20 protein-coding genes and 1 riboswitch are annotated in these 19,079 nt (G+C 61.7%); of the genes, 16 read left to right on the plus strand and 4 right to left on the minus strand.

All coding sequences use genetic code 11. From position 1 onward, the window contains the following. Nucleotide 1 precedes the first annotated feature (1 nt). Together fabB and fabA are read right to left on the minus strand one after the other, a co-directional pair. Entirely contained in the window at nt 2–1,231 is a 1,230-nt protein-coding gene (gene fabB, locus So717_RS15530; RefSeq protein ID WP_159978943.1) for a beta-ketoacyl-ACP synthase I, read from the minus strand. Between the two features lie 38 nt (nt 1,232–1,269). Then, nucleotides 1,270–1,779, minus strand: coding sequence for a bifunctional 3-hydroxydecanoyl-ACP dehydratase/trans-2-decenoyl-ACP isomerase (fabA, locus tag So717_RS15535; RefSeq protein ID WP_159978945.1), 510 nt, complete (start codon nt 1,777–1,779; stop codon nt 1,270–1,272). A 208-nt stretch (nt 1,780–1,987) separates the two neighbouring features. On the opposite strand from fabA, the gene irrA reads away from it, so the two are divergent. Then, the gene (gene irrA / locus So717_RS15540; protein WP_159978947.1) at nt 1,988–2,407 is read left to right on the plus strand and encodes an iron response transcriptional regulator IrrA; all 420 of its coding nucleotides are present in this window, start codon (nt 1,988–1,990) and stop codon (nt 2,405–2,407) included. A gap of 15 nt (nt 2,408–2,422) precedes the next feature. Continuing rightward, nucleotides 2,423–3,229 (plus strand): phytanoyl-CoA dioxygenase family protein, encoded by an 807-nt coding sequence (locus So717_RS15545; RefSeq protein ID WP_159978949.1) that lies wholly within the window; start codon nt 2,423–2,425, stop codon nt 3,227–3,229. Between the two features lie 29 nt (nt 3,230–3,258). Here So717_RS15545 and So717_RS15550 read toward each other — a convergent pair whose 3' ends face one another. Then, a complete protein-coding gene (locus So717_RS15550) occupies nt 3,259–4,128 on the minus strand; it encodes a glycosyltransferase family 2 protein (RefSeq protein ID WP_159978951.1) in 870 nt (289 codons plus the stop codon). 112 nt (nt 4,129–4,240) lie between these two features. Here So717_RS15550 and miaB point away from each other — a divergent pair, with 112 nt between their 5' ends. The 13 genes from miaB to So717_RS22345 all read left to right on the plus strand — a co-directional run bounded on the left by miaB (nt 4,241) and on the right by So717_RS22345 (nt 16,464). Beyond that, entirely contained in the window at nt 4,241–5,566 is a 1,326-nt protein-coding gene (miaB, locus tag So717_RS15555) for a tRNA (N6-isopentenyl adenosine(37)-C2)-methylthiotransferase MiaB (RefSeq protein ID WP_159978953.1), read from the plus strand. Nucleotides 5,567–5,754: 188 nt separating this feature from the next. After that, nucleotides 5,755–6,321: an OmpA family protein gene (locus tag So717_RS15560; protein WP_159978955.1), complete on the plus strand. Its 567-nt coding sequence runs from the start codon at nt 5,755–5,757 to the stop codon at nt 6,319–6,321. 13 nt (nt 6,322–6,334) lie between these two features. After that, entirely contained in the window at nt 6,335–6,643 is a 309-nt protein-coding gene (locus So717_RS15565) for a hypothetical protein (RefSeq protein ID WP_159978957.1), read from the plus strand. A gap of 148 nt (nt 6,644–6,791) precedes the next feature. Beyond that, nucleotides 6,792–7,808 (plus strand): PhoH family protein, encoded by a 1,017-nt coding sequence (locus So717_RS15570; protein WP_159978959.1) that lies wholly within the window; start codon nt 6,792–6,794, stop codon nt 7,806–7,808. Further along, nucleotides 7,808–8,305, plus strand: coding sequence for an rRNA maturation RNase YbeY (gene ybeY / locus So717_RS15575; protein ID WP_159978961.1), 498 nt, complete (start codon nt 7,808–7,810; stop codon nt 8,303–8,305). The genes So717_RS15570 and ybeY overlap by 1 nt, the downstream gene beginning before the upstream one ends. Before the next feature lie 36 nt (nt 8,306–8,341). Beyond that, nucleotides 8,342–9,241 carry a hemolysin family protein gene (locus So717_RS15580; RefSeq protein ID WP_159978963.1) on the plus strand — a complete coding sequence of 300 codons (900 nt, stop codon included), beginning with the start codon at nt 8,342–8,344 and terminating at the stop codon, nt 9,239–9,241. Beyond that, nucleotides 9,238–10,770, plus strand: coding sequence for an apolipoprotein N-acyltransferase (lnt, locus tag So717_RS15585; protein WP_159978965.1), 1,533 nt, complete (start codon nt 9,238–9,240; stop codon nt 10,768–10,770). The genes So717_RS15580 and lnt overlap by 4 nt, the downstream gene beginning before the upstream one ends. A gap of 38 nt (nt 10,771–10,808) precedes the next feature. Continuing rightward, nucleotides 10,809–10,858: riboswitch (SAM-SAH riboswitch) on the plus strand. A gap of 4 nt (nt 10,859–10,862) precedes the next feature. Further along, nucleotides 10,863–12,044 (plus strand): methionine adenosyltransferase, encoded by a 1,182-nt coding sequence (gene metK / locus So717_RS15590; protein WP_159978967.1) that lies wholly within the window; start codon nt 10,863–10,865, stop codon nt 12,042–12,044. 46 nt (nt 12,045–12,090) lie between these two features. Continuing rightward, complete coding sequence (gene trmB, locus So717_RS15595) at nt 12,091–12,783, plus strand: tRNA (guanosine(46)-N7)-methyltransferase TrmB (protein WP_174239054.1); 693 nt, start codon at nt 12,091–12,093, stop codon at nt 12,781–12,783. An 80-nt stretch (nt 12,784–12,863) separates the two neighbouring features. After that, a complete protein-coding gene (aroA, locus tag So717_RS15600; RefSeq protein WP_159978971.1) occupies nt 12,864–14,216 on the plus strand; it encodes a 3-phosphoshikimate 1-carboxyvinyltransferase in 1,353 nt (450 codons plus the stop codon). Then, nucleotides 14,213–14,827 (plus strand): (d)CMP kinase, encoded by a 615-nt coding sequence (locus So717_RS15605; protein WP_159978973.1) that lies wholly within the window; start codon nt 14,213–14,215, stop codon nt 14,825–14,827. Before aroA ends, So717_RS15605 begins: the two co-directional genes overlap by 4 nt. Nucleotides 14,828–14,915: 88 nt before the next feature. Next, entirely contained in the window at nt 14,916–15,461 is a 546-nt protein-coding gene (locus So717_RS15610; RefSeq protein ID WP_159978975.1) for a polysaccharide deacetylase family protein, read from the plus strand. Between the two features lie 301 nt (nt 15,462–15,762). Next, nucleotides 15,763–16,464 (plus strand): VPLPA-CTERM sorting domain-containing protein, encoded by a 702-nt coding sequence (locus So717_RS22345; protein ID WP_238840984.1) that lies wholly within the window; start codon nt 15,763–15,765, stop codon nt 16,462–16,464. A gap of 148 nt (nt 16,465–16,612) precedes the next feature. Here the strand turns inward: So717_RS22345 and So717_RS15620 are convergent, their stop codons facing one another. Further along, nucleotides 16,613–17,053, minus strand: a complete 441-nt coding sequence (locus tag So717_RS15620; RefSeq protein WP_238840986.1) for a BLUF domain-containing protein — start codon at nt 17,051–17,053, stop codon at nt 16,613–16,615. Nucleotides 17,054–17,323: 270 nt separating this feature from the next. Between So717_RS15620 and rpsA the strand changes: the two genes are divergently transcribed. Next, a complete protein-coding gene (gene rpsA, locus So717_RS15625; protein WP_159978977.1) occupies nt 17,324–19,000 on the plus strand; it encodes a 30S ribosomal protein S1 in 1,677 nt (558 codons plus the stop codon). Nucleotides 19,001–19,079: the final 79 nt, after the last annotated feature.

Consider the following 19,079-nt stretch of genomic DNA (forward strand, 5'->3'; position numbering starts at 1 on the left):
CTTAACCGAGATACTTTGACAGAATCATCGACCCGTTCGTACCGCCAAACCCAAAGGAGTTGGTCATGACGGAATCCAAACCTGCATTCTCAACCAGCTCCGTCGCAATCTCCGAGGCTTGAAAGGCCGGGTCCAGCGTTTCGACATTGATCGACGGTGCGATAAAGTCATCTTTCAGCATCAGCAAGCAATAGATTGCCTCTTGCGCGCCGGCGGCACCCTGGCTGTGACCCGTCATGGATTTGGTCGAACTGACGGGCGGTTGCGTCTTGCCGTCGAATGCGCGGCGTACCGCCTCCATTTCCGGCTGGTCACCTGCGGGGGTCGAGGTGCCGTGTGCGTTGATGTAGCTCACGCTGCGGCCTTCGGGCAGGGTGTCAAGCGCCAGCGTCATGGCCCGCTCGCCGCCTTCGCCCGACGGGGCGACCATGTCGTGGCCATCAGATGTCGCGGCGTAGCCGGTGACTTCCGCATAGATATGCGCGCCGCGCGCCAGGGCGTGTTCCAGCGTTTCCAGAACCACAATGCCACCGCCGCCGGAGATCACGAACCCATCTCGGTTCTCATCGAAGGCCCGCGAGGCCTTGTCAGGCGTGTCATTGAATTTGGACGACATCGCCCCCATCGCGTCAAAGAGGCATGACAGTGTCCAGTCCAACTCCTCCCCGCCGCCTGCGAACATCACGTCCTGTTTGCCCAGCATGATCTGCTCGGCGGCATTACCGATACAGTGCAGCGAGGTGGAGCAAGCCGAGGTGATGGAATAGTTGATGCCCTTGATCTTGAACGCGGTCGAGAGGTTCGCGCTGACCGTCGAAGACATGCATTTGGGCACGGCAAAGGGACCAATCCGTTTGGTCGCCCCGGTGTTTTTCACAACCTCATGCGCGGTGAGCATCGCGCTGGTGGATGGCCCGCCAGAGCCTGCCACCAGCCCTGTGCGTGGGTTCGAAATGATGTCTTCATCCAGCCCCGCGTCCGCAATCGCCTGCTCCATGGCGATATAGGCATAGGCCGAACCCGGCCCCATAAAGCGCAGTGTGCGCTTGTCGATATGCTCTTTCACATCGAGTTTGAGCGTGCCCGCCACCTGACTGCGGAACCCGTGCTCTGCCATCTCGGGGCTGGCGACGATCCCGCCGGCGCCGGATTTCAACGAGGCCAAAACCTCTTCGGCGTTGTTCCCGATGGATGAGACGATGCCCAACCCTGTCACGACGACGCGGCGCATGGCGCTCTCCTTCATAGTCTCAAATCGCCTGCCCGGGGTTAGTTTTCCGACAGCGCGACCTTCATGTCGGTGACCTGATAGATGGTTTCTCCATCCGCTTCCACCCGGCCATTTGCGACCCCCATTGTCAAGCGCCGGGTCTGCACCGCTTTTGTGAAATCCACGTAGTAGGTCAGCATCTTGCGATCCGGCCGCACCATGCCTGTGAGCTTCACCTCGCCGACACCCAGCGCATAGCCGCGCCCCTGCCAGCCGCGCCAGCCAAGGTTGAATCCGGTCAGCTGCCACAAACCGTCAAGACCCAGGCAGCCGGGCATGATCGGATTGCCCGGAAAGTGACAGTCGAAAAACCACAGATCGGGCGTGATGTCGAACTCGGCCACCACATGGCCTTTGCCATGGTCTCCACCATCGCCTGAAATATCGGTGATCCGGTCCATCATCAGCATCGGCGGCTCTGGAAGCTGCGCATTGCCGGGCCCGAAAAGCTCTCCCCGCGCGCATTTCAGCAGGGCGTCTTTGTCAAATGTGGTGGGGTATTGGCCCATGTCGGCGCCTCTCCTGCTCGGCATTCTTTTATGTTCAAACCCCTCTAGCATCGCGTTTGCAGCCTTCGCAAGTCTGTGCCGCTTGGCTGGCCCAAGCGGCCCGCGGCACGGGGCTGCGGCAAATGCGACCCGTCAAATCGCCGGAATCCAATTGAAAACACCCCCTATTGACCCTTATATGATCAAGAAGACGTAACAAGAGCGTGCCATGACACCTGCGCAACAGATCATCGGGGCCGACTGGCTTGCCAAAGCCGGGCTGAGACCAACCCGGCAACGCGTCACCCTGGCGACGCTACTCATCGGCGATGGACAGCATCGCCACGTGACGGCGGAAAGCCTGTTCGCAACGGCCAAAAAGCAAGGTGAGACGGTATCGCTCGCGACCGTCTACAACACATTGCGTGCCTTCTGCGATGCGGGGCTGATGCAAGAGGTGACCGTGGACGGTGCCAAAAGCTACTTCGACACCAACACACACGACCACCCGCATTTTTTCTGGGAAGAAGAAGACCGGCTGACCGATGCGCCAGCCGAAGAGTTGGTGATCGCGCAGCTGCCGGACGCGCCGGAAGGCGCGGAGATCGCGTCGGTCGATGTTGTGATCCGCTTGCGTCGGAAACCCTAGGGTCTCCCCTCAAGAATGACACCGTTGATTTCGCGGACCGATATCGAAACCTATGCACGCGATGGGGTTGTCTTCCTTCGTGGTCTGTTTGCCGATCATGTGCAGGGCTTACGGGCGGGCGTGGCACGCAATATGGCACAGCCGGGTCCTTACGCCGCCGAAAACCTGCAGAAACACGAGACAGGCCGCTTCTTTGATGACTACTGCAACTGGCAACGCATACCGGAATTTGAGGCCGCCTGCCACGACGCTGCCATCCTCGATGCCGCTGCAGACTTGATGCAAAGCGACAGGGTCCAGCTCTTCCATGATCATGTGCTGGTCAAGGAGCCGGGCACGTCGAAACCCACGCCATGGCATCAGGATGCGCCTTACTATTTTGTAGAGGGCTGCCAGTTGATCAGTTTCTGGGTGCCGCTCGACCCGGTGAAGGAGGCAACGCTGCGCTGCGTCGCGGGCTCTCACCTTTGGCCGAAGCCGGTCTTGCCGACGCGCTGGCTGGCCGAGACGAATTTCTACCCCGACAGTGACGCCTATATGCCGGTTCCCGACCCGGACACCGAAGAGATGGACATCCGGGAGTTCGAGATGCAGCCTGGCGACGCGATAGCCTTCCACTACGGTGTGCTGCACGGCGCGCGCGGTAATACGGCCGCAACTCGTCGGCGCGCCTTTTCGCTGCGCTTGCTAGGTGACGACGCGCGCTATGTGGCACGTCCGGGGCCAACCTCGCCCCCTTTTCCTGGCCATGACATGACACCGGGTCAGAGCTTGCGGAGCGACTGGTTCCCAATTCTCCTGGACCGTGCAACAGGCAGGTAAGGTGGGCTTTCAGGCCACCTTTGCCTCCCTCAAAACCATTGCCCCGGCTCCATAAGCCCCAGATCAAGCAGTTGCCGCGACTGCCATTCAAAGGGTGCCGAGTTGTGCCATTTGAAGGTCTGGATAGCCTCCCGGCTGCCCGGATTGCGCGTGAGCGCCTTGGCGGCCCGGAAGGAACAAATGGCTGCGGTGATGTTGTGATGCCATGGACAGGCGAATGTGTTGTACTCCTCGTCGGAGAATCTGTGGTCCTCCTGCATCTTCAGCCCCGGTTTCGCCCGAAACAGCGCGATCCGGTCAATCCTGCGCCTTGTGGCCGGCACATATTCTTCAAATCGCCAGCGCAACCCGCCAAAAAAATCGAGCTGCCGTTCCTTCGGTGCGCCGTCTTGCGCCGTATCCTTCCGCGCCAAAGCATAATACCCCGACCGGTCCAGGAAGGCGTGCTCACGAGAGACGGCATGGGGGTGTGCGCTCAGATCATCCGCATAGAGATCGATCACATAGGAGAGCATCGCATCGCGCCGCTCTTCGCTGTGAAATGCCAGCAACTCCCCCACAGTGCGGGTCTCGCAGAACGGAAAGAACAGATACTCGGCGTTGTAACAGTAGTAGATCCAGGCGCCGGGTGCGGCCGCCGAAACCGCATCGACCGCGCTGCGCACGGCACCCTGCGCCGTGGCGTCATAACTCACGCGGTGAATCTGCTGTGCCAAGTCTTCGGGAAGGGCCATCCTTTGCGGCATGAAGACAACAACGGCGCCAAACCCCATCTGCAAATGATGCTGCAGGGTCGAGGCGATCTCGACCTCATCCTCGACAAAGATCAAAGCCACTGGTCCCCTGCGCAGCTCCGCCCGAGCGGTCTTCAGAAAACTGTCGAGACTGTCATGGGTCATGGGCGCTCCTGCGGTCGCATTAGGGCAGGTTTGGTTAAATCCCGGTTCATTGCAAGCTGTGGCAGCGGCTGATATGCAGCGCGCATTTCCACCTCAGAACCGGACACCTGCCATGACCGCGCCCAAGAAGCTCTTTGTAAAGACCTACGGCTGCCAGATGAACGTCTATGACAGCGAACGCATGGCCGAGACGCTGGGCGGGCAGGGCTATGTGCAGACCGACGTGGCGGAAGACGCGGATATGATTCTGCTCAACACCTGCCACATCCGCGAAAAAGCGGCAGAGAAGGTCTACTCCGAACTGGGCCGCCTGAAGCCTTTGAAGATGGCCAATCCCGATCTCAAGATCGGCGTGGCGGGCTGCGTGGCACAGGCTGAAGGCGAAGAGATCATGCGCCGCCAGCCAGCGGTGGATCTGGTGGTGGGCCCGCAGTCCTACCACCGCCTGCCGCAAATGGAGGCGCGGCTGCGGCAGGGCAAAACCGCGCTCGACACGGATTTCCCGGAAGAGGACAAATTCGACCGTCTGCAAAGCCGCCCAAAGGCGAAACGCGCGCCCTCGGCCTTTCTGACCGTGCAGGAAGGCTGTGATAAATTCTGTGCCTTCTGCGTGGTGCCCTATACCCGTGGGGCCGAGACCAGCCGCCCGATGACCCGCATCCTCGATGAGGCGCGCGACCTGGTGGAGCGGGGCGTGCGCGAGATCACCCTGCTGGGTCAGAACGTGAACGCCTATCACGGCGCAGGCCCGGACGGCGCCGAGCAGAGCCTCGCACAGCTGATCTGGGCGCTCAACGATATCGACGGGCTGGCGCGCATCCGATTCACCACGTCGCACCCAAATGACATGAGCGACGATCTGATCGAGGCGCATGGCAGTTGCAAGAAGCTGATGCCTTATCTGCATTTGCCGGTGCAGTCCGGCTCGGACAGGATCCTCAAACGGATGAACCGCAGCCATACTGCGGAGAGCTATCTGCGGCTGATCGAACGGATTCGCGCCGCGCGCCCTGATATTCTGATGTCCGGGGACTTCATCGTGGGCTTCCCGGAAGAGACAGAGGCGGATTTTCAGGCGACGCTCGACCTGATTGAAGCCGTGAAATACGGCTACGCCTATTCCTTCAAGTACTCCACCCGGCCCGGCACACCGGCGGCGGAGCGTCCGCAGGTCGATCCGGATGTGGCGGACGAGCGGCTTCAACGTCTGCAAGCCCTGATCACTCGCCAGCAACAGCAAATCCAGACCGACATGGTCGGTCGCAGCACCAAGGTGCTGGTGGAAAAACCCGGGCGTGATCCGGGGCAGATGCTCGGGAAATCAGAGTATCTGCACGCGGTGCACATCGACGGCTCAGACGCTGCCATCGGTGATATCGTCCCGGTGAGAATCACCGCTGCCAAACGCAACTCCCTGGCTGCAGTGCGGCAGGATTAATAGTTAACCGTCGCTCAGAACTGAGAAATCGCGGTGTTTGAGGCACAGTGATGCTGAAAACCGAACAATCTCCGCCCTTTGTTGCGCAAAAGCTCTTCGGAATTTACAAAAAACGACGCAGTTTTTTGGCCACTGCGATGTGGATCGCCGGAGGCCGGATGGAGAGGCAAGTGAAGGATGGTCGTGTGATGGTGCGTTTTGAGGGAGCCGGTCGTGCTCTGATCGCAGGGGCGCTGGCAATGGCGTTGCAAGCGGGTGCCGCCGCTGCTCAGACAAGTTCGCAACAGGGGTTGGACAGGGGCCAGTACATCCCCAGCATCTGGGTTGATCCGGACGGATGCGAGCATTGGGTCATGGATGATGGCGCCGAGGGGTTCATGACCCCGCATGTCAACAGGCAGGGCATTCCCGTCTGTCGCGAAGGCCGGGTCTGCGCCCTGGTGCGCTCTGACCAGTTCTTCGCCACCGACAGTGCCACCATCAGTGCCGAGGGGCGCGACAGCTTGCGCGCGTTCTTCCGGCAATCTGACGCACGGGCCTTTGTGATCACGGGGCACACCGACAGCGACGCCTCTGACGCTTACAATATGCGCCTGTCGCTGGCGCGGGCCAACACCGTGGCCGGGATTGCCCGGGCTGCGGGCGTTTCGGTCTCGGATGTGCGCGGGCTGGGCGAGCGCAATCCGATTGCCTCCAACGCCACCGCTGACGGCAAGGCGCGCAATCGCCGTGTCGAAATCACCTGCATCGGATAGAGAGGGCCGCTGGATGACACGTTTGACATGTATCGCGCTGACATGCGGCGCCCTGGCCCTGTCGGCCTGTAGCGAGCTGAGCTCCGAGAAAGGGGTCGACCGCGGCCCTGATTCCAAGGATCTGTTGGATCTGCAGGCGGGCATCTGGGTCGATCCCAACGGCTGCGACCACTGGATCATCGACGATGGGCTCGAAGGCTATCTCTCTGCCCGGCTGGACCGTAATACTGGCAAGCCGGTCTGCTCAGGCGTGGCGGCACCCACCCAGACGGTGGGCGACTTCAAGGGCGGCGGTACGCAGATCATCGGCGATCCGTTCTGATCCCGGACTTGAGACCTGACGGTTGGCCCGCGTCCTCACAGGCGCGGGCTATTTTTCTTTGCAAAATCGCTAAAAACCCAGCGTCCCGCTTGCGCCTGCTCTACGGAATTGGCACCGTCTGCGAGAACCTCATCCCAAGGACAAGCGCTTGGCCATCAGTGACCAGATCCAAACCGACACGGTGACCCCGGCTCCGGGCGGCACGGTCGAATTTCCCGATAATCGTCTTTTGATCGACTTGTGTGGCGCTTATGATGCCAATCTTGCGCAGATCGAGGCGGCTTTGGGTGTTCAAATCGTGCGTCGCGGCAACCAGCTTGCGGTGGCGGGAGAGGGGGATGCCCAGACCGATGCGATTCGGGTGCTGCACGCGCTTTATGCGCGGCTGGAAAGCGGCCGGGCGGTGGAAGCTGCGGATGTGGACCGTGAGCTGCGCATGGGCCCGTTCGAAGAAGCGACAGGTGTGCAGGATGGTGATCAGATGGAAATGCCCATCGGCACCCGCATCGAGATCCAGACCCGAAAGAAGCGGGTGGAGCCGCGCACCGATGCGCAGAAAGCCTATGTGCAGTCACTCTTTGAGAATGAACTGGCCTTTGGCATCGGGCCTGCGGGCACCGGCAAGACCTATCTGGCCGTGGCTGTGGGTGTCTCCATGTTCATTTCCGGCCATGTGGACAAGATCATCCTGTCGCGTCCCGCAGTTGAGGCGGGCGAGCGACTGGGCTTTCTGCCCGGTGACATGAAAGACAAGGTCGACCCCTATATGCAGCCGCTTTACGACGCGCTGGGAGATTTCCTGCCGGGCAAGCAACTGGCCAAGCTGATCGAGGAAAAGCAGATCGAGATTGCGCCGCTGGCCTTTATGCGGGGGCGTACGCTCAGCAACGCTTTTGTGGTGCTGGATGAGGCGCAGAACGCGACCTCTATGCAGATGAAGATGTTCCTGACCCGTCTGGGTGAGGGCTCGCGCATGGTGATCACAGGCGATCGCACGCAGATCGATCTGCCGCGCGGCGTGTCCTCGGGCCTTGCGGATGCGGAGCGGTTGCTGAAGACGATTCCCAAGATCAGCTTCAACTACTTCACCTCGAAGGATGTGGTGCGTCATCCGCTGGTCGCTGCCATCATCGAAGCCTATGAAGCGGACACCCCGCCGGCCTGATGCTTGATGTTCTGATTGAAGCGCCCGACTGGGGCCGTATCCCGCTGGAAATGCTGGCTGACCGGGCGACGGTGGCGACGCTGGATCATCTGGGCCTTCCGTTGGAGCAGTCGAATATCTCGTTGATGGCCTGTGACGATGATCGCATCGGGATCCTCAATGCGACGTTTCGGGAAAAGCCGGTCCCGACCAATGTGCTGAGCTGGCCCTCCGATGAGCTGGGGGCGGGGGAGGACGGCAAAGACCCGCGCACGCCGATGCCGGGGTTTGACGGCACATATGAGCTTGGCGATATCGCGATTGCCTATAACACCTGCTCCCGGGAGGCCGAAGAACTGGGCAAATCGCTCGAAGATCACGTAACCCACCTTATTGTTCACGGAATCTTGCATCTTTTGGGCTATGATCACGTCCGCGACCGCGATGCCACGCTGATGCAGGGCCTCGAAGTTGAAATACTTGGCAAACTGGGTCTTGATGACCCATATAGGATTTGATCGGCAGCATGCCGGGCCACGCTTGAACAGGACCCAATGGGCGATAACGACGGACAATCTGAAGCGGCGCACCGCGCGCATGTCGAAGCAGACACCCCACCAGAGCCAGAGCCTTCTAAACAGGGCGGTTTTTTCAGCCGCGTGATTGAAGCGCTCAGCCCCACCGAAGATGAAGAGCCGGCCTCCATGGCGGCTCTTGCGCCCAGTCGTCCGCAGACCCATGGCATGATGAACCTGCGCCGGATGCGGGTTGAGGATGTCAGCGTGCCCAAGGCGGACATCACGGCATTGCCCCTGACAGCATCCCTGGAAGAAGCGGTTGCGGTGTTCAAGGACAGCGGGCTGACCCGCTTACCGGTTTATGACGGCACGCTCGACACGCCGATCGGTCTGTTGCATCTGAAGGATCTGGCGCTCAATCACGGCTTCAACGGGGATGGGCACGGGTTGGATCTGCGCGCCATTCTGCGCCCGCTGCTGTTTGTGCCGCCCTCCATGACAATTGGCGTTCTGCTCACCAAGATGCAGGCGGAGCGGCGTCACATGGCGCTGGTCATTGACGAATACGGCGGTGTTGACGGGCTGGTCACCATCGAGGACCTGATCGAACAGGTCATCGGGGAGATCGAGGACGAGCATGACGTGGACGGAGACCAGTTCTGGACCGAGGAAAAACCGGGCTGCTATCTGGCGCTGGCCAAGACCCCGCTGGATGATTTCGAGGCAGAGATCGGCCAGTCGCTGACCGAACATGAGGAGGTCGACGAAGAGGAAATCGACACGCTGGGCGGCCTCGTTTTCATGTTGTCGGGGCGCGTGCCCGCCCGCGGCGAGGTGGTTGTGCACCCCGACGGGCCAGAATTTGAAGTGCTGGACGCAGACCCGCGCCGGATCAAACGCCTGCGCGTGCGCACACCTGCTGCCAGCGCCGGATGATCACGGCCACGCCCCGGCCCGCCAAGCCCTGGGGGTGGTACGCAAGACTGCCACGCTGGGGCCAACTGGCCTTCGCGGCGGCTTTGGGCGGTTTGGGGGCGCTTGGGCAGGCGCCTTATGAGCAACCGCTGTTGCTTTTGATTGCGCTGAGCCTGGCATTTCTGGTGTTCCGGCAGCACGCCCATGGGCGTGCGGCGGCGCTGGTTGGGTGGTCTTACGGGGTCGGGTATTTCTGCACCGCTCTGGTATGGATCCTGCAGCCTTTCCAGATCGACCCGGACAAACACGCCTGGATGGCGCCGTTTGCGCTCTTGTTCCTGAGCGCGGGGCTTGCGCTCTTTTGGGGGGCTGCGTTCTGGATTGCGCGGCGTTTGTCTGCGCAGGCCTGGCCCCTTCTCTTGACATGGCCTGCTGCCGAGCTGCTGCGGGCTTATGTGTTCACCGGTTTCCCCTGGGCCAGCCCGGCGCAGGCATTGGTCGACAGCGCTGCGGGGCAGGCGCTGGCCTGGGTCGGGCCACATGGGGTGACGCTTTGGCTGATCTCGCTTGCATGGTTTTTGAGCGCGCGTGCGCGGTTGCGCTGGCGCGGGGCCATGCGGGCTGCGCAGTTTTTCACCCTGGCCGGGGCCGCCATATCTTTTTATCTGCCACCGTCTGCGCCGATCGCAGCGCTGACGCCGCATATTGTGCGTCTGGTCCAGCCGAATGCGGAACAACATCTCAAATGGCAGCCTGATTTTGCGCAGGCTTTCTTCCAGCGGCAGCTTGAGTTCACGGCGGAGCCCGCAACCACCGGAGCGCCACCCGCGCTCACCCTCTGGCCGGAAACCGCGATCCCGTGGACTTACGAAAACGCAGGCCCGGCGCTGGATCTGATATCGGAGGCTGCCGGGGGGCGGATGGTTGCCCTTGGTCTGTTGCGCAGGACCGACCGCGCAGTTTTCAACAGCATGGCCGTCCTGGGGCCCGAGCAAGCCGCCACCCAGCTTTACGACAAGCATCATCTCGTCCCCTTCGGCGAGTTCATCCCTTTCCCGAGGCTGGCTGAGCGCCTGGGCCTGACGGGTCTGGCGCAGGTTTCGGCGATTGGTTTTGCGGCCGGACCTGGCGCACGCACGCTGGATTTTGGCGCTTTGGGTCGAGGCTTGCCGCTGATCTGCTACGAGGCGGTCTTCGCCCATGATGTGAATGCAGCCCCCGAGCGTCCAGACTTCATCATTCAGATTACAAATGATGCCTGGTTCGGGCGCAACATCGGCCCGCAACAGCATCTCGCGCAGGCGCGCATGCGCGCCATCGAGCAGGGGCTGCCCTTGATTCGCGCGGCAAACACGGGTGTCTCTGCGATGATCGACCCTTACGGGCGTATCCTCGATAGCTTGCCAATGGGGGCTGCCGGGTTCATCGATACGCGCCTGCCGCACCCTCTGCCTCCGACCTTTTACAGCCGCATCGGCGATCTTCCGATCATGGTTTTGTTGCTGGCCGGTCTTTTGATTGCCGGGCTGCGTAACCATGCCATCAAATAGCAATTGACGGGTCCTGATGGTCCACGTATGCAGCGCCGAATGCGTCACAACGGCTTCCTGACGTGGCGTCTGATGATCCAATGGAGCGTTTCATGTCCCGTAAAAATTATGTCTTTACCTCTGAGTCCGTGTCAGAGGGCCACCCCGATAAGGTCTGCGACCGGATTTCCGATGCCGTGCTGGATGCCTTTATTGCGTCCGAGCCGGAGGCTCGCGTCGCTGCAGAAACCTTTGCCACCACAAACCAGGTTGTGATCGGAGGAGAAGTGGGGCTGTCCGACAAGACGGCTCTGAAGACCCACATGGAGCAGATCGAGGATATCGCGCGCGCCTGCATCAAGGATATCGGCTACGAGCAGGACAAATTCCACCACGCCACCTGCAAGGTCACCAACCTGCTGCATGAGCAGTCTGCACACATCGCGCAAGGCGTCGACGCGCGGGACAACAAGGACGAGGGTGCGGGTGATCAGGGGATCATGTTCGGCTTTGCCACGGATGAGACGCCAGAACTCATGCCGGCTCCGATCCACTACGCGCATGCCATGCTGCGCCGACTGGCCGAAGTGCGCAAGGACGGCACTGAACCAACCCTGCGCCCGGATGCCAAGAGCCAGCTGTCCGTGCGCTATGAAGATGGCAAGCCGGTGGGGGTCACCTCCATCGTGCTCTCGACGCAGCATGCGGACGAAAGCCAGACCTCTGATGATATCCGTGCCATTGTGGAACCCTACATCCGCGACGTGCTGCCCGAAGGCTGGGTCACGGATGCCACGGAATGGTGGGTCAACCCGACCGGCACCTTTGTGATCGGTGGCCCGGATGGCGACGCAGGCCTGACGGGACGCAAGATCATCGTCGACACATATGGCGGTGCGGCCCCCCATGGTGGCGGCGCGTTCTCGGGCAAGGACCCAACCAAGGTGGACCGCTCTGCGGCTTACGCGGCGCGCTATCTGGCCAAGAATGTTGTGGCCTCGGGCATGGCGTCGAAATGCACGATCCAGCTCAGCTACGCCATTGGGGTCAGCAAACCGCTGTCGATCTACTGTGACACCTTCGGCACCGGTGAGGTGGATGACGCGGCCATTGAGGCGGCGATCGGCAAGACCATGGATCTGACGCCACGCGGCATTCGTGAGCATCTGCAGCTGAACCGCCCGATCTACCAGCGCACAGCGGCTTATGGCCATTTCGGGCGCGCGCCCGAGGCGGATGGCGGCTTCAGCTGGGAAAAGACCGATCTGGTTGACGCGCTCAAGGGCGCTGTCTGACCGGCTGCCGTTGCACAGCCCGCGCGCGCGGGCTAAAGCGCCGCGCATGGAACGCCCCCGCAGAAACTTCTATGGCCGCCTCAAGGGCAAATCGCTGAAAGCCTCGCAAAAGGGCTATCTGGACGAGGACCTTGAGGCGCTTTCACCCGGTGCGGTCTCCTGGGAGGCCAACCCGGAGCGGACGCCGCTGGATCTGGATACCTTGTTTGATGGCAAGCCGGTCTGGCTGGAGATCGGTTTTGGCGGGGGCGAGCATCTAGTGCATCAGGCCGCCCACAACCCCGGCATCGGCATCATCGGGGCGGAGCCCTACATCAACGGTGTGGCGATGCTGCTGGGCAAGATCCGCCGCGCCGGGGTCAACAACCTTGCGGTGCATCCGGGCGATGCGCGCGATCTCTTTGATGTGCTGCCCGACGGGTCCATCAACCGGGCTTTCCTGCTCTATCCCGACCCCTGGCCCAAGATGCGCCACCACCGCCGCCGCTTTGTCACGCCGGAACATCTGGAGCCTCTGGCGCGCGTGTTGAAACCCGGCGCGATCTTCCGGGTCGCCACGGATATCGAGGATTATGTGCGCCAGACGCTGGAGCAGGTGCCGCGCCACGGGTTCGACTGGCTGGCCGAGCGCCCGGCGGACTGGCGGCAGCCGTGGGACGATTGGCTCTCCACCCGCTATGAGCAGAAGGCGCTGCGCGAAGGGCGAACACCGCACTACCTCACGTTCCGCAAGCGCTAACGGCCGGGTCCGCTTGGGGCTGGACCCCAACCCACACAGCCGCTAAGCCTGCGCCGACTTTGACCGATCCGAGAGCGCCCATGTCCAGCCACGGCACCCCCATCCCGATGACCTCCCGCCCCTGTGGCCCGCTCACAGGTGAGGCGCGGGTACCCGGCGACAAGTCGATCTCGCACCGCTCCCTGATCCTCGGCGCGCTCTGCGTCGGTGAGACCCAGATCGCCGGGCTGCTCGAAGGGCAGGACGTTCTGGACACGGCCAAGGCCATGCGCGCCTTCGGGGCCGAGGTGACGGATCACGGCGGTGGCAATTGGTCCGTGCACGGCGTGGGTGTGGGCGGCTTTGCCGAGCCAGACCAGGTGATCGACTGCGGCAACTCGGGCACCGGCGTGCGGCTGATCATGGGGGCGATGGCAACCTCGCCGATCACCGCGACCTTCACAGGTGATGCCTCATTGAATGGTCGCCCGATGGCGCGGGTGACCGACCCTCTGGCGCTCTTTGGGACGCAAGCGGTTGGGCGCGCGGGTGGACGGCTGCCCATGACACTGGTGGGCGCGGCGGACCCTGTGCCTGTTGAGTACACCGTGCCGGTGCCCTCGGCGCAGGTGAAATCCGCTGTGCTGTTCGCCGGCCTCAATGCGCCGGGCAAGACCGTGGTCATTGAGGCTGAAGCCACGCGCGACCACACAGAACGCATGCTGGAAGGCTTCGGCGCCGAAATCACTGTTGAAGAAACCGACAAGGGCCGGGTCATAACCCTGACCGGCCAGCCCGAGCTGACACCGCAAAAGATCGACGTGCCGCGTGACCCGTCCTCCGCCGCCTTCCCGGTCTGTGCCGCGCTGATCGTGCCAGGCTCGGACGTATTGGTGCCGGGTATCGGGCTGAACCCGACACGTGCCGGGCTTTATACCACGCTGCGCGAGATGGGGGCCGACCTCACCTATGAAAACGAGCGCACCGAAGGCGGCGAGCCCGTCGCAGATCTGCGGGCGCGCTTCTCGCCCGACCTTAAGGGCATCGAGGTGCCGCCCGAACGCGCGGCCAGCATGATCGATGAATACCCGGTCCTGTCCGTCGTGGCGAGCTTTGCCGACGGGCAGACCGTCATGCGCGGCGTGAAAGAGCTGCGCGTGAAGGAAAGCGACCGGATCGATGCGATGGCCGTGGGGTTGCGGGCCAATGGCCTCACCGTCGATGAAGGGCCGGATTGGTGGACGGTCACCGGCCTGGGCCATGGCAACGTGCCGGGCGGGGCGACCTGTGCCAGCCATCTGGATCACCGCATTGCCATGTCGTTCCTGATCCTCGGGATGGCGGCACAAAAGCCCGTGAGCGTGGATGACGGTGGCCCCATCGCCACCTCCTTCCCGATCTTTGAGCCGCTGATGAGCAATCTTGGCGCGCATCTGGTGCGTGCCAACGCATGAGCACACCCTTCACCATCGCCATCGATGGCCCGGCCGCTGCAGGCAAGGGCACGATTTCCAAGGCGGTGGCGGCGCATTTCGGTTTTGCACATCTGGATACCGGGCTGCTCTACCGCGCGGTGGGGGCCAAACTGCTCCTCGGGATGGAGCCGATTGAGGCGGCGCAGCGTCTCACGGCGGAGGATCTGCAGACCTATGGGTTGCGCAGCCCAGAAGTAGCCCAGGCCGCCAGCAAGGTCGCCGTGATCGCTGAGGTGCGTGCCGCATTGCTCGACTTTCAGCGCAGCTTTGCCCGCCGGGCGGGAGGCGCGGTGCTGGACGGGCGCGATATCGGCACGGTTATCTGCCCGGAGGCAGAGGCAAAGCTTTTTGTCACTGCTAGCGCCGAGGTGCGCGCCGACCGCCGCTTTGCCGAGCTGAGCGCGCAAGGGGCTGCGATCAGCCGTGCTCAAGTGCTCGCAGACGTGAAAGAGCGTGATGCGCGCGACCGCAACCGGGCCGAGGCACCGCTTTTGCCAGCTGATGATGCAGTGGAAATTGACACCTCCGATATGAGCATCGAGGCCGCAATCGCTGCGGCCATTGCCGCCATCGAAGCCCGCCGGGCCTGATTGTTGCAACGCTTCACCAAAGGGTGCTTGGCGTTTGAAGGCCCCTGCGGCTAGCCTGATGTCATAGTTTGGACGAAAGGGCATTCCCATGGCACGACTTATTCTGGCGTTGGCACTGATCTTTTTTGGCACATTGGGCGCCGCTCAGGACAGCGAGACACCCGCGCCCGAAACACAGACCGAGCCGCCGATGACCTTCGAGCGCCTGGCCAGCATTGTTCAGGTGATCGACGAGGACGCGCAACTGCGCGGGGCCACGATCCAGTTCACCGTTCAGGATATTCCGGTCATGGTTGTGGCTGACCCACGCGCCGACAGAATGCGCGCCATGGTCCCGATCCGCTCGGCCGATAGTCTGGAGCCTGAGGAATTGATGCGCCTGATGCAGGCCAATTTCGACTCCGCGCTTGATGCACGCTATGCGGTGGCGCAGGGTCGGCTGTGGGGCGTGTTCATTCACCCGCTCTCGCCGCTGGAGCAGGATCAGTTCCTTTCCGGTGTTGCACAGACAGTCAATGTCGCACGCACCTACGGACAGACCTATTCGGGCGGCGCGCAGGTCTTTGGTGGCGGCGACAGCAATGGCATCTATCAGGATCTGTTGGATGAGTTGCGCAAGGGGCAGGCGCTCTGATCAGTTGCGCTTATACCGCGGCCCTGTCGTTTTATTGGTAACCGGCCCCTAACCCGATCAAGATTGTGAGGCAGCGCAGGGTTTGTCCGGCTGTCGTCACATATCGGGACACGCCGGGTTTGCTCCCCAAGCCAGCCCGGCGGTGGACCTGCACACCCATCGGGCCGCCGCCTTTTTTTCTGTTTTTCGGCAGCGGATCCGGTCTTATGCATGGCTATTGGCCTGCGGTGGATACTTCGGTGGTGATGACGGGGCAGGTGCCTGCGCTGCGTTTTTGTCATTGATCAGCGTGGTTCTCCAAATGAAATATCTTATTACTTCAGCCCTCCTTTCAGCAGCCCTTTTCACCGGGGCCGCACCACTCACCGCGAAGTCCATCGACTTCAGTGGCGAGATTGAGCTTTACAACTACTTAGGCCCAGACTTGCCGTTTGGGGCTGAACCCGCCTTCATCGATGTCTCCATCGAGTTTGACGATGAGGAACCCCCTGCGATTCTTGAGGATGGTGGCGTGGCCCAGCTGGCGGTTTTCCAAAACGCTGTGCAGTCGCTTTCCTACGAAGTCTTTGACGAATTCGGTGCGGCATTGGGTCTTTGGTCGGCCTCAGACGTTCAGATCCAGATGCTCGATTTTATCCTGGGTGACGGTGTCCAGTTTTTCTCGACCGACATCGAAGGGCCGGACCCGTTCAATCGGATGCAATTGCTCTTTGAAGGGGCGCCGGGGGTGTGGTCTACCCTGACGCTTGACGAGATCACGGAGGATGTGTTGCGCAACATGACAACCGCCTGGATGGACATCAACTTCTTCATTGGCGAGGGGCCGTTTGGCGCGCGCTTCGCCATCGATACCGACAGTATTGTCGTGACCGATCCCAGCGGACCGCGCGTCTCACCGGTGCCTTTGCCGGCGGGCCTTCCCCTGCTGCTGGCCGGACTTGGTGCCTTTGGTGTGATAGGTCGTCTGCGCAAGGCCAACCCTTGCAACAGCGCTGACACCTGAGGCCATTTCGGTTGTCCACGAGGATCTGCGCCCTGTCGTTGCGAGACAACCCACGACGGGCGTGGATCATCCGGCGCGGGCGGGTTTCGACCCGTCCTGCCCCACTCTGGACTGCGGGTTTGAGAACCAGACCCCCGGGGTGGGGTGCTTAGTGGCGGTGCCGCAGACCGTCTGCGTTGGCCGCCAGAAAGACCACCAGATCGAAGGGGTCTACCGTTTTCAACTCCAGCCGATCTTCGGAGGTCTCCAGCAACTCGGCCAGAGACAGCTGGCCGTTGTCCACAAATCCCATCTGCCAGTCGGGCAGGGTCCGGTTGTCGCGCTGACCTTCTGCGAGGATCCGCATTCCGGAATGACGTTTATCTTGCCGTATCCTGTTGATGGTCTCATGCAAGGACGCTTTGGGGCCTTCAATGTACTGCAGGAAGAAACGGCCCTCGCGATGCAGAAAACCGGTCAGCCCCGCCGCACGGTTGTTTTCCTGAGAGCGCTGCAGAATGTCGTTGTGAACTGCCGGATCAACCGGCCCTTTGGCCTTGCTCTGATAGATCACGTAGTGCAGCATTTGCTCCTCCGGATGGTCTTCCATCACCGTCCTCTCGAAACCTAGGGGTGGTGAATTGAGAGTTCGTTAAAGCGCGCCGGTCCCGCCGCCCCTTCGATGCTTGCGTCCAGGGGGCAACTTGGGTATAGACGCGGCGTCGAAGCAGCGGTGACGGCTGTATGGCAAATGGCGAGCAGGGTCGGGTCCTTCACCGGCCCTTCGTTTTTTGTCTGGTCTCACCACAATGACCAACCCGAAAGACCGGCGGAGACAACCGCACGGCCAGACACATCAACGTTAGGAAACACGCGCCATATGGCAAACATGATGGAAGAGTTTGAAGCACTCCTTGAAGAAAGCTTCGAAATGGACACGCCCGAGGAAGGGTCTGTTGTCAAAGGCAAGGTGATCGCGATTGAAGCGGGCCAGGCCATTATCGACGTCGGCTACAAGATGGAAGGCCGTGTCGAGCTGAAAGAATTTGCAGATCCCGGTGAAGCACCCAAGATCGACGTCGGTGACGAGGTCGAGGTCTTCTTGCGCCAGGTGGAAAACACCCGTGGCGAAGCGGTCATCTCCCGCGAGATGGCGCGCCGCGAGGAGGCCTGGGATCGCCTCGAAAAAGCCTATGCGGATGAAGAGCGTGTCGAAGGCGCCATCTTCGGTCGCGTCAAAGGTGGCTTTACGGTTGATCTCGGCGGTGCCGTGGCCTTCCTGCCCGGCTCTCAAGTTGACGTGCGCCCCGTACGTGACGCGGGCCCCCTGATGGGTCTCAAGCAGCCGTTCCAGATCCTGAAGATGGACCGCCGCCGGGGCAACATCGTGGTGTCGCGTCGTGCGATCCTCGAAGAGAGCCGCGCCGAGCAGCGCGCCGAGGTCATCGGCAACCTCTCCGAAGGTCAGACCGTGGACGGCGTGGTCAAGAACATCACCGAATACGGCGCGTTCGTGGACCTTGGCGGTGTCGACGGCCTGCTGCACGTGACCGACATGGCATGGCGCCGGGTCAACCACCCGTCGGAAATCCTGTCGATCGGCGAGACCATCAAGGTGCAGGTCATCAAGATCAACAAAGAGACGCACCGCATCAGCCTCGGCATGAAGCAGCTGCAGGAAGATCCCTGGGATCTGGTGGCCGCGAAATACCCGCTCGATTCCGTGCACACCGGCCGCGTGACCAACATCACCGACTACGGTGCCTTTGTTGAGCTGGAAGCCGGTGTCGAAGGTCTTGTGCACGTCTCCGAGATGTCCTGGACCAAGAAGAACGTGCACCCCGGGAAGATCGTTTCCACAAGCCAAGAAGTCGAAGTCATGGTGCTGGAAATCGACGGTGCCAAGCGCCGCGTGTCTCTGGGCCTGAAACAGACCATGCGCAACCCCTGGGAAGTCTTTGCCGAGACACACCCCGAGGGCACAGAGGTCGAAGGCGAAGTCAAGAACATCACCGAGTTTGGCCTGTTCGTGGGCCTCGACGGCGACATCGACGGCATGGTGCACCTCTCCGACCTCAGCTGGGACCAGCGTGGCGAAGAGGCGATCCAGGACTACCGCAAGGGCGATGTTGTCCAGGCCGTGGTCTCCGAAGTGGACGTCGAGAAAGAGCGCATCTCGCTCTCGATCAAGGCCGTGGGTGGCGACAAGTTCGCCGAAGCGGTGGGCGGCGTGAAGCGCGGCTCCATCGTGACCGTGAATGTGACCGCCATCGAAGACGGTGGTGTCGAAGTGGAATACGAAGGCATGAAGTCCTTCATCCGCCGCTCCGACCTGTCGCGTGACCGTGCCGAGCAGCGCCCCGAGCGGTTCTCCGTTGGCGACAAGGTCGACGTGCGCATCACCAATATCGACAGCAAGTCGCGCCGTCTGGGTGTGTCGATCAAAGCACGCGAGATTGCCGAGGAGAAAGAGGCCGTCGAGCAGTATGGCTCGTCCGACTCCGGTGCTTCGCTGGGCGATATTCTGGGTGCCGCGCTCAACAAGGGCGACGACTGAGCCCGGCCCTTAAGATAATTCAGAAAAGCCCCGCAGCGTCATCTGCGGGGCTTTTTTTGACTTTGGCGTGCAGATCCTC

Origin of the sequence: Roseobacter cerasinus (genome assembly GCF_009811755.1) — a bacterium.
GTDB classification, from domain to species: Bacteria; Pseudomonadota; Alphaproteobacteria; order Rhodobacterales; family Rhodobacteraceae; genus Roseobacter; species Roseobacter cerasinus.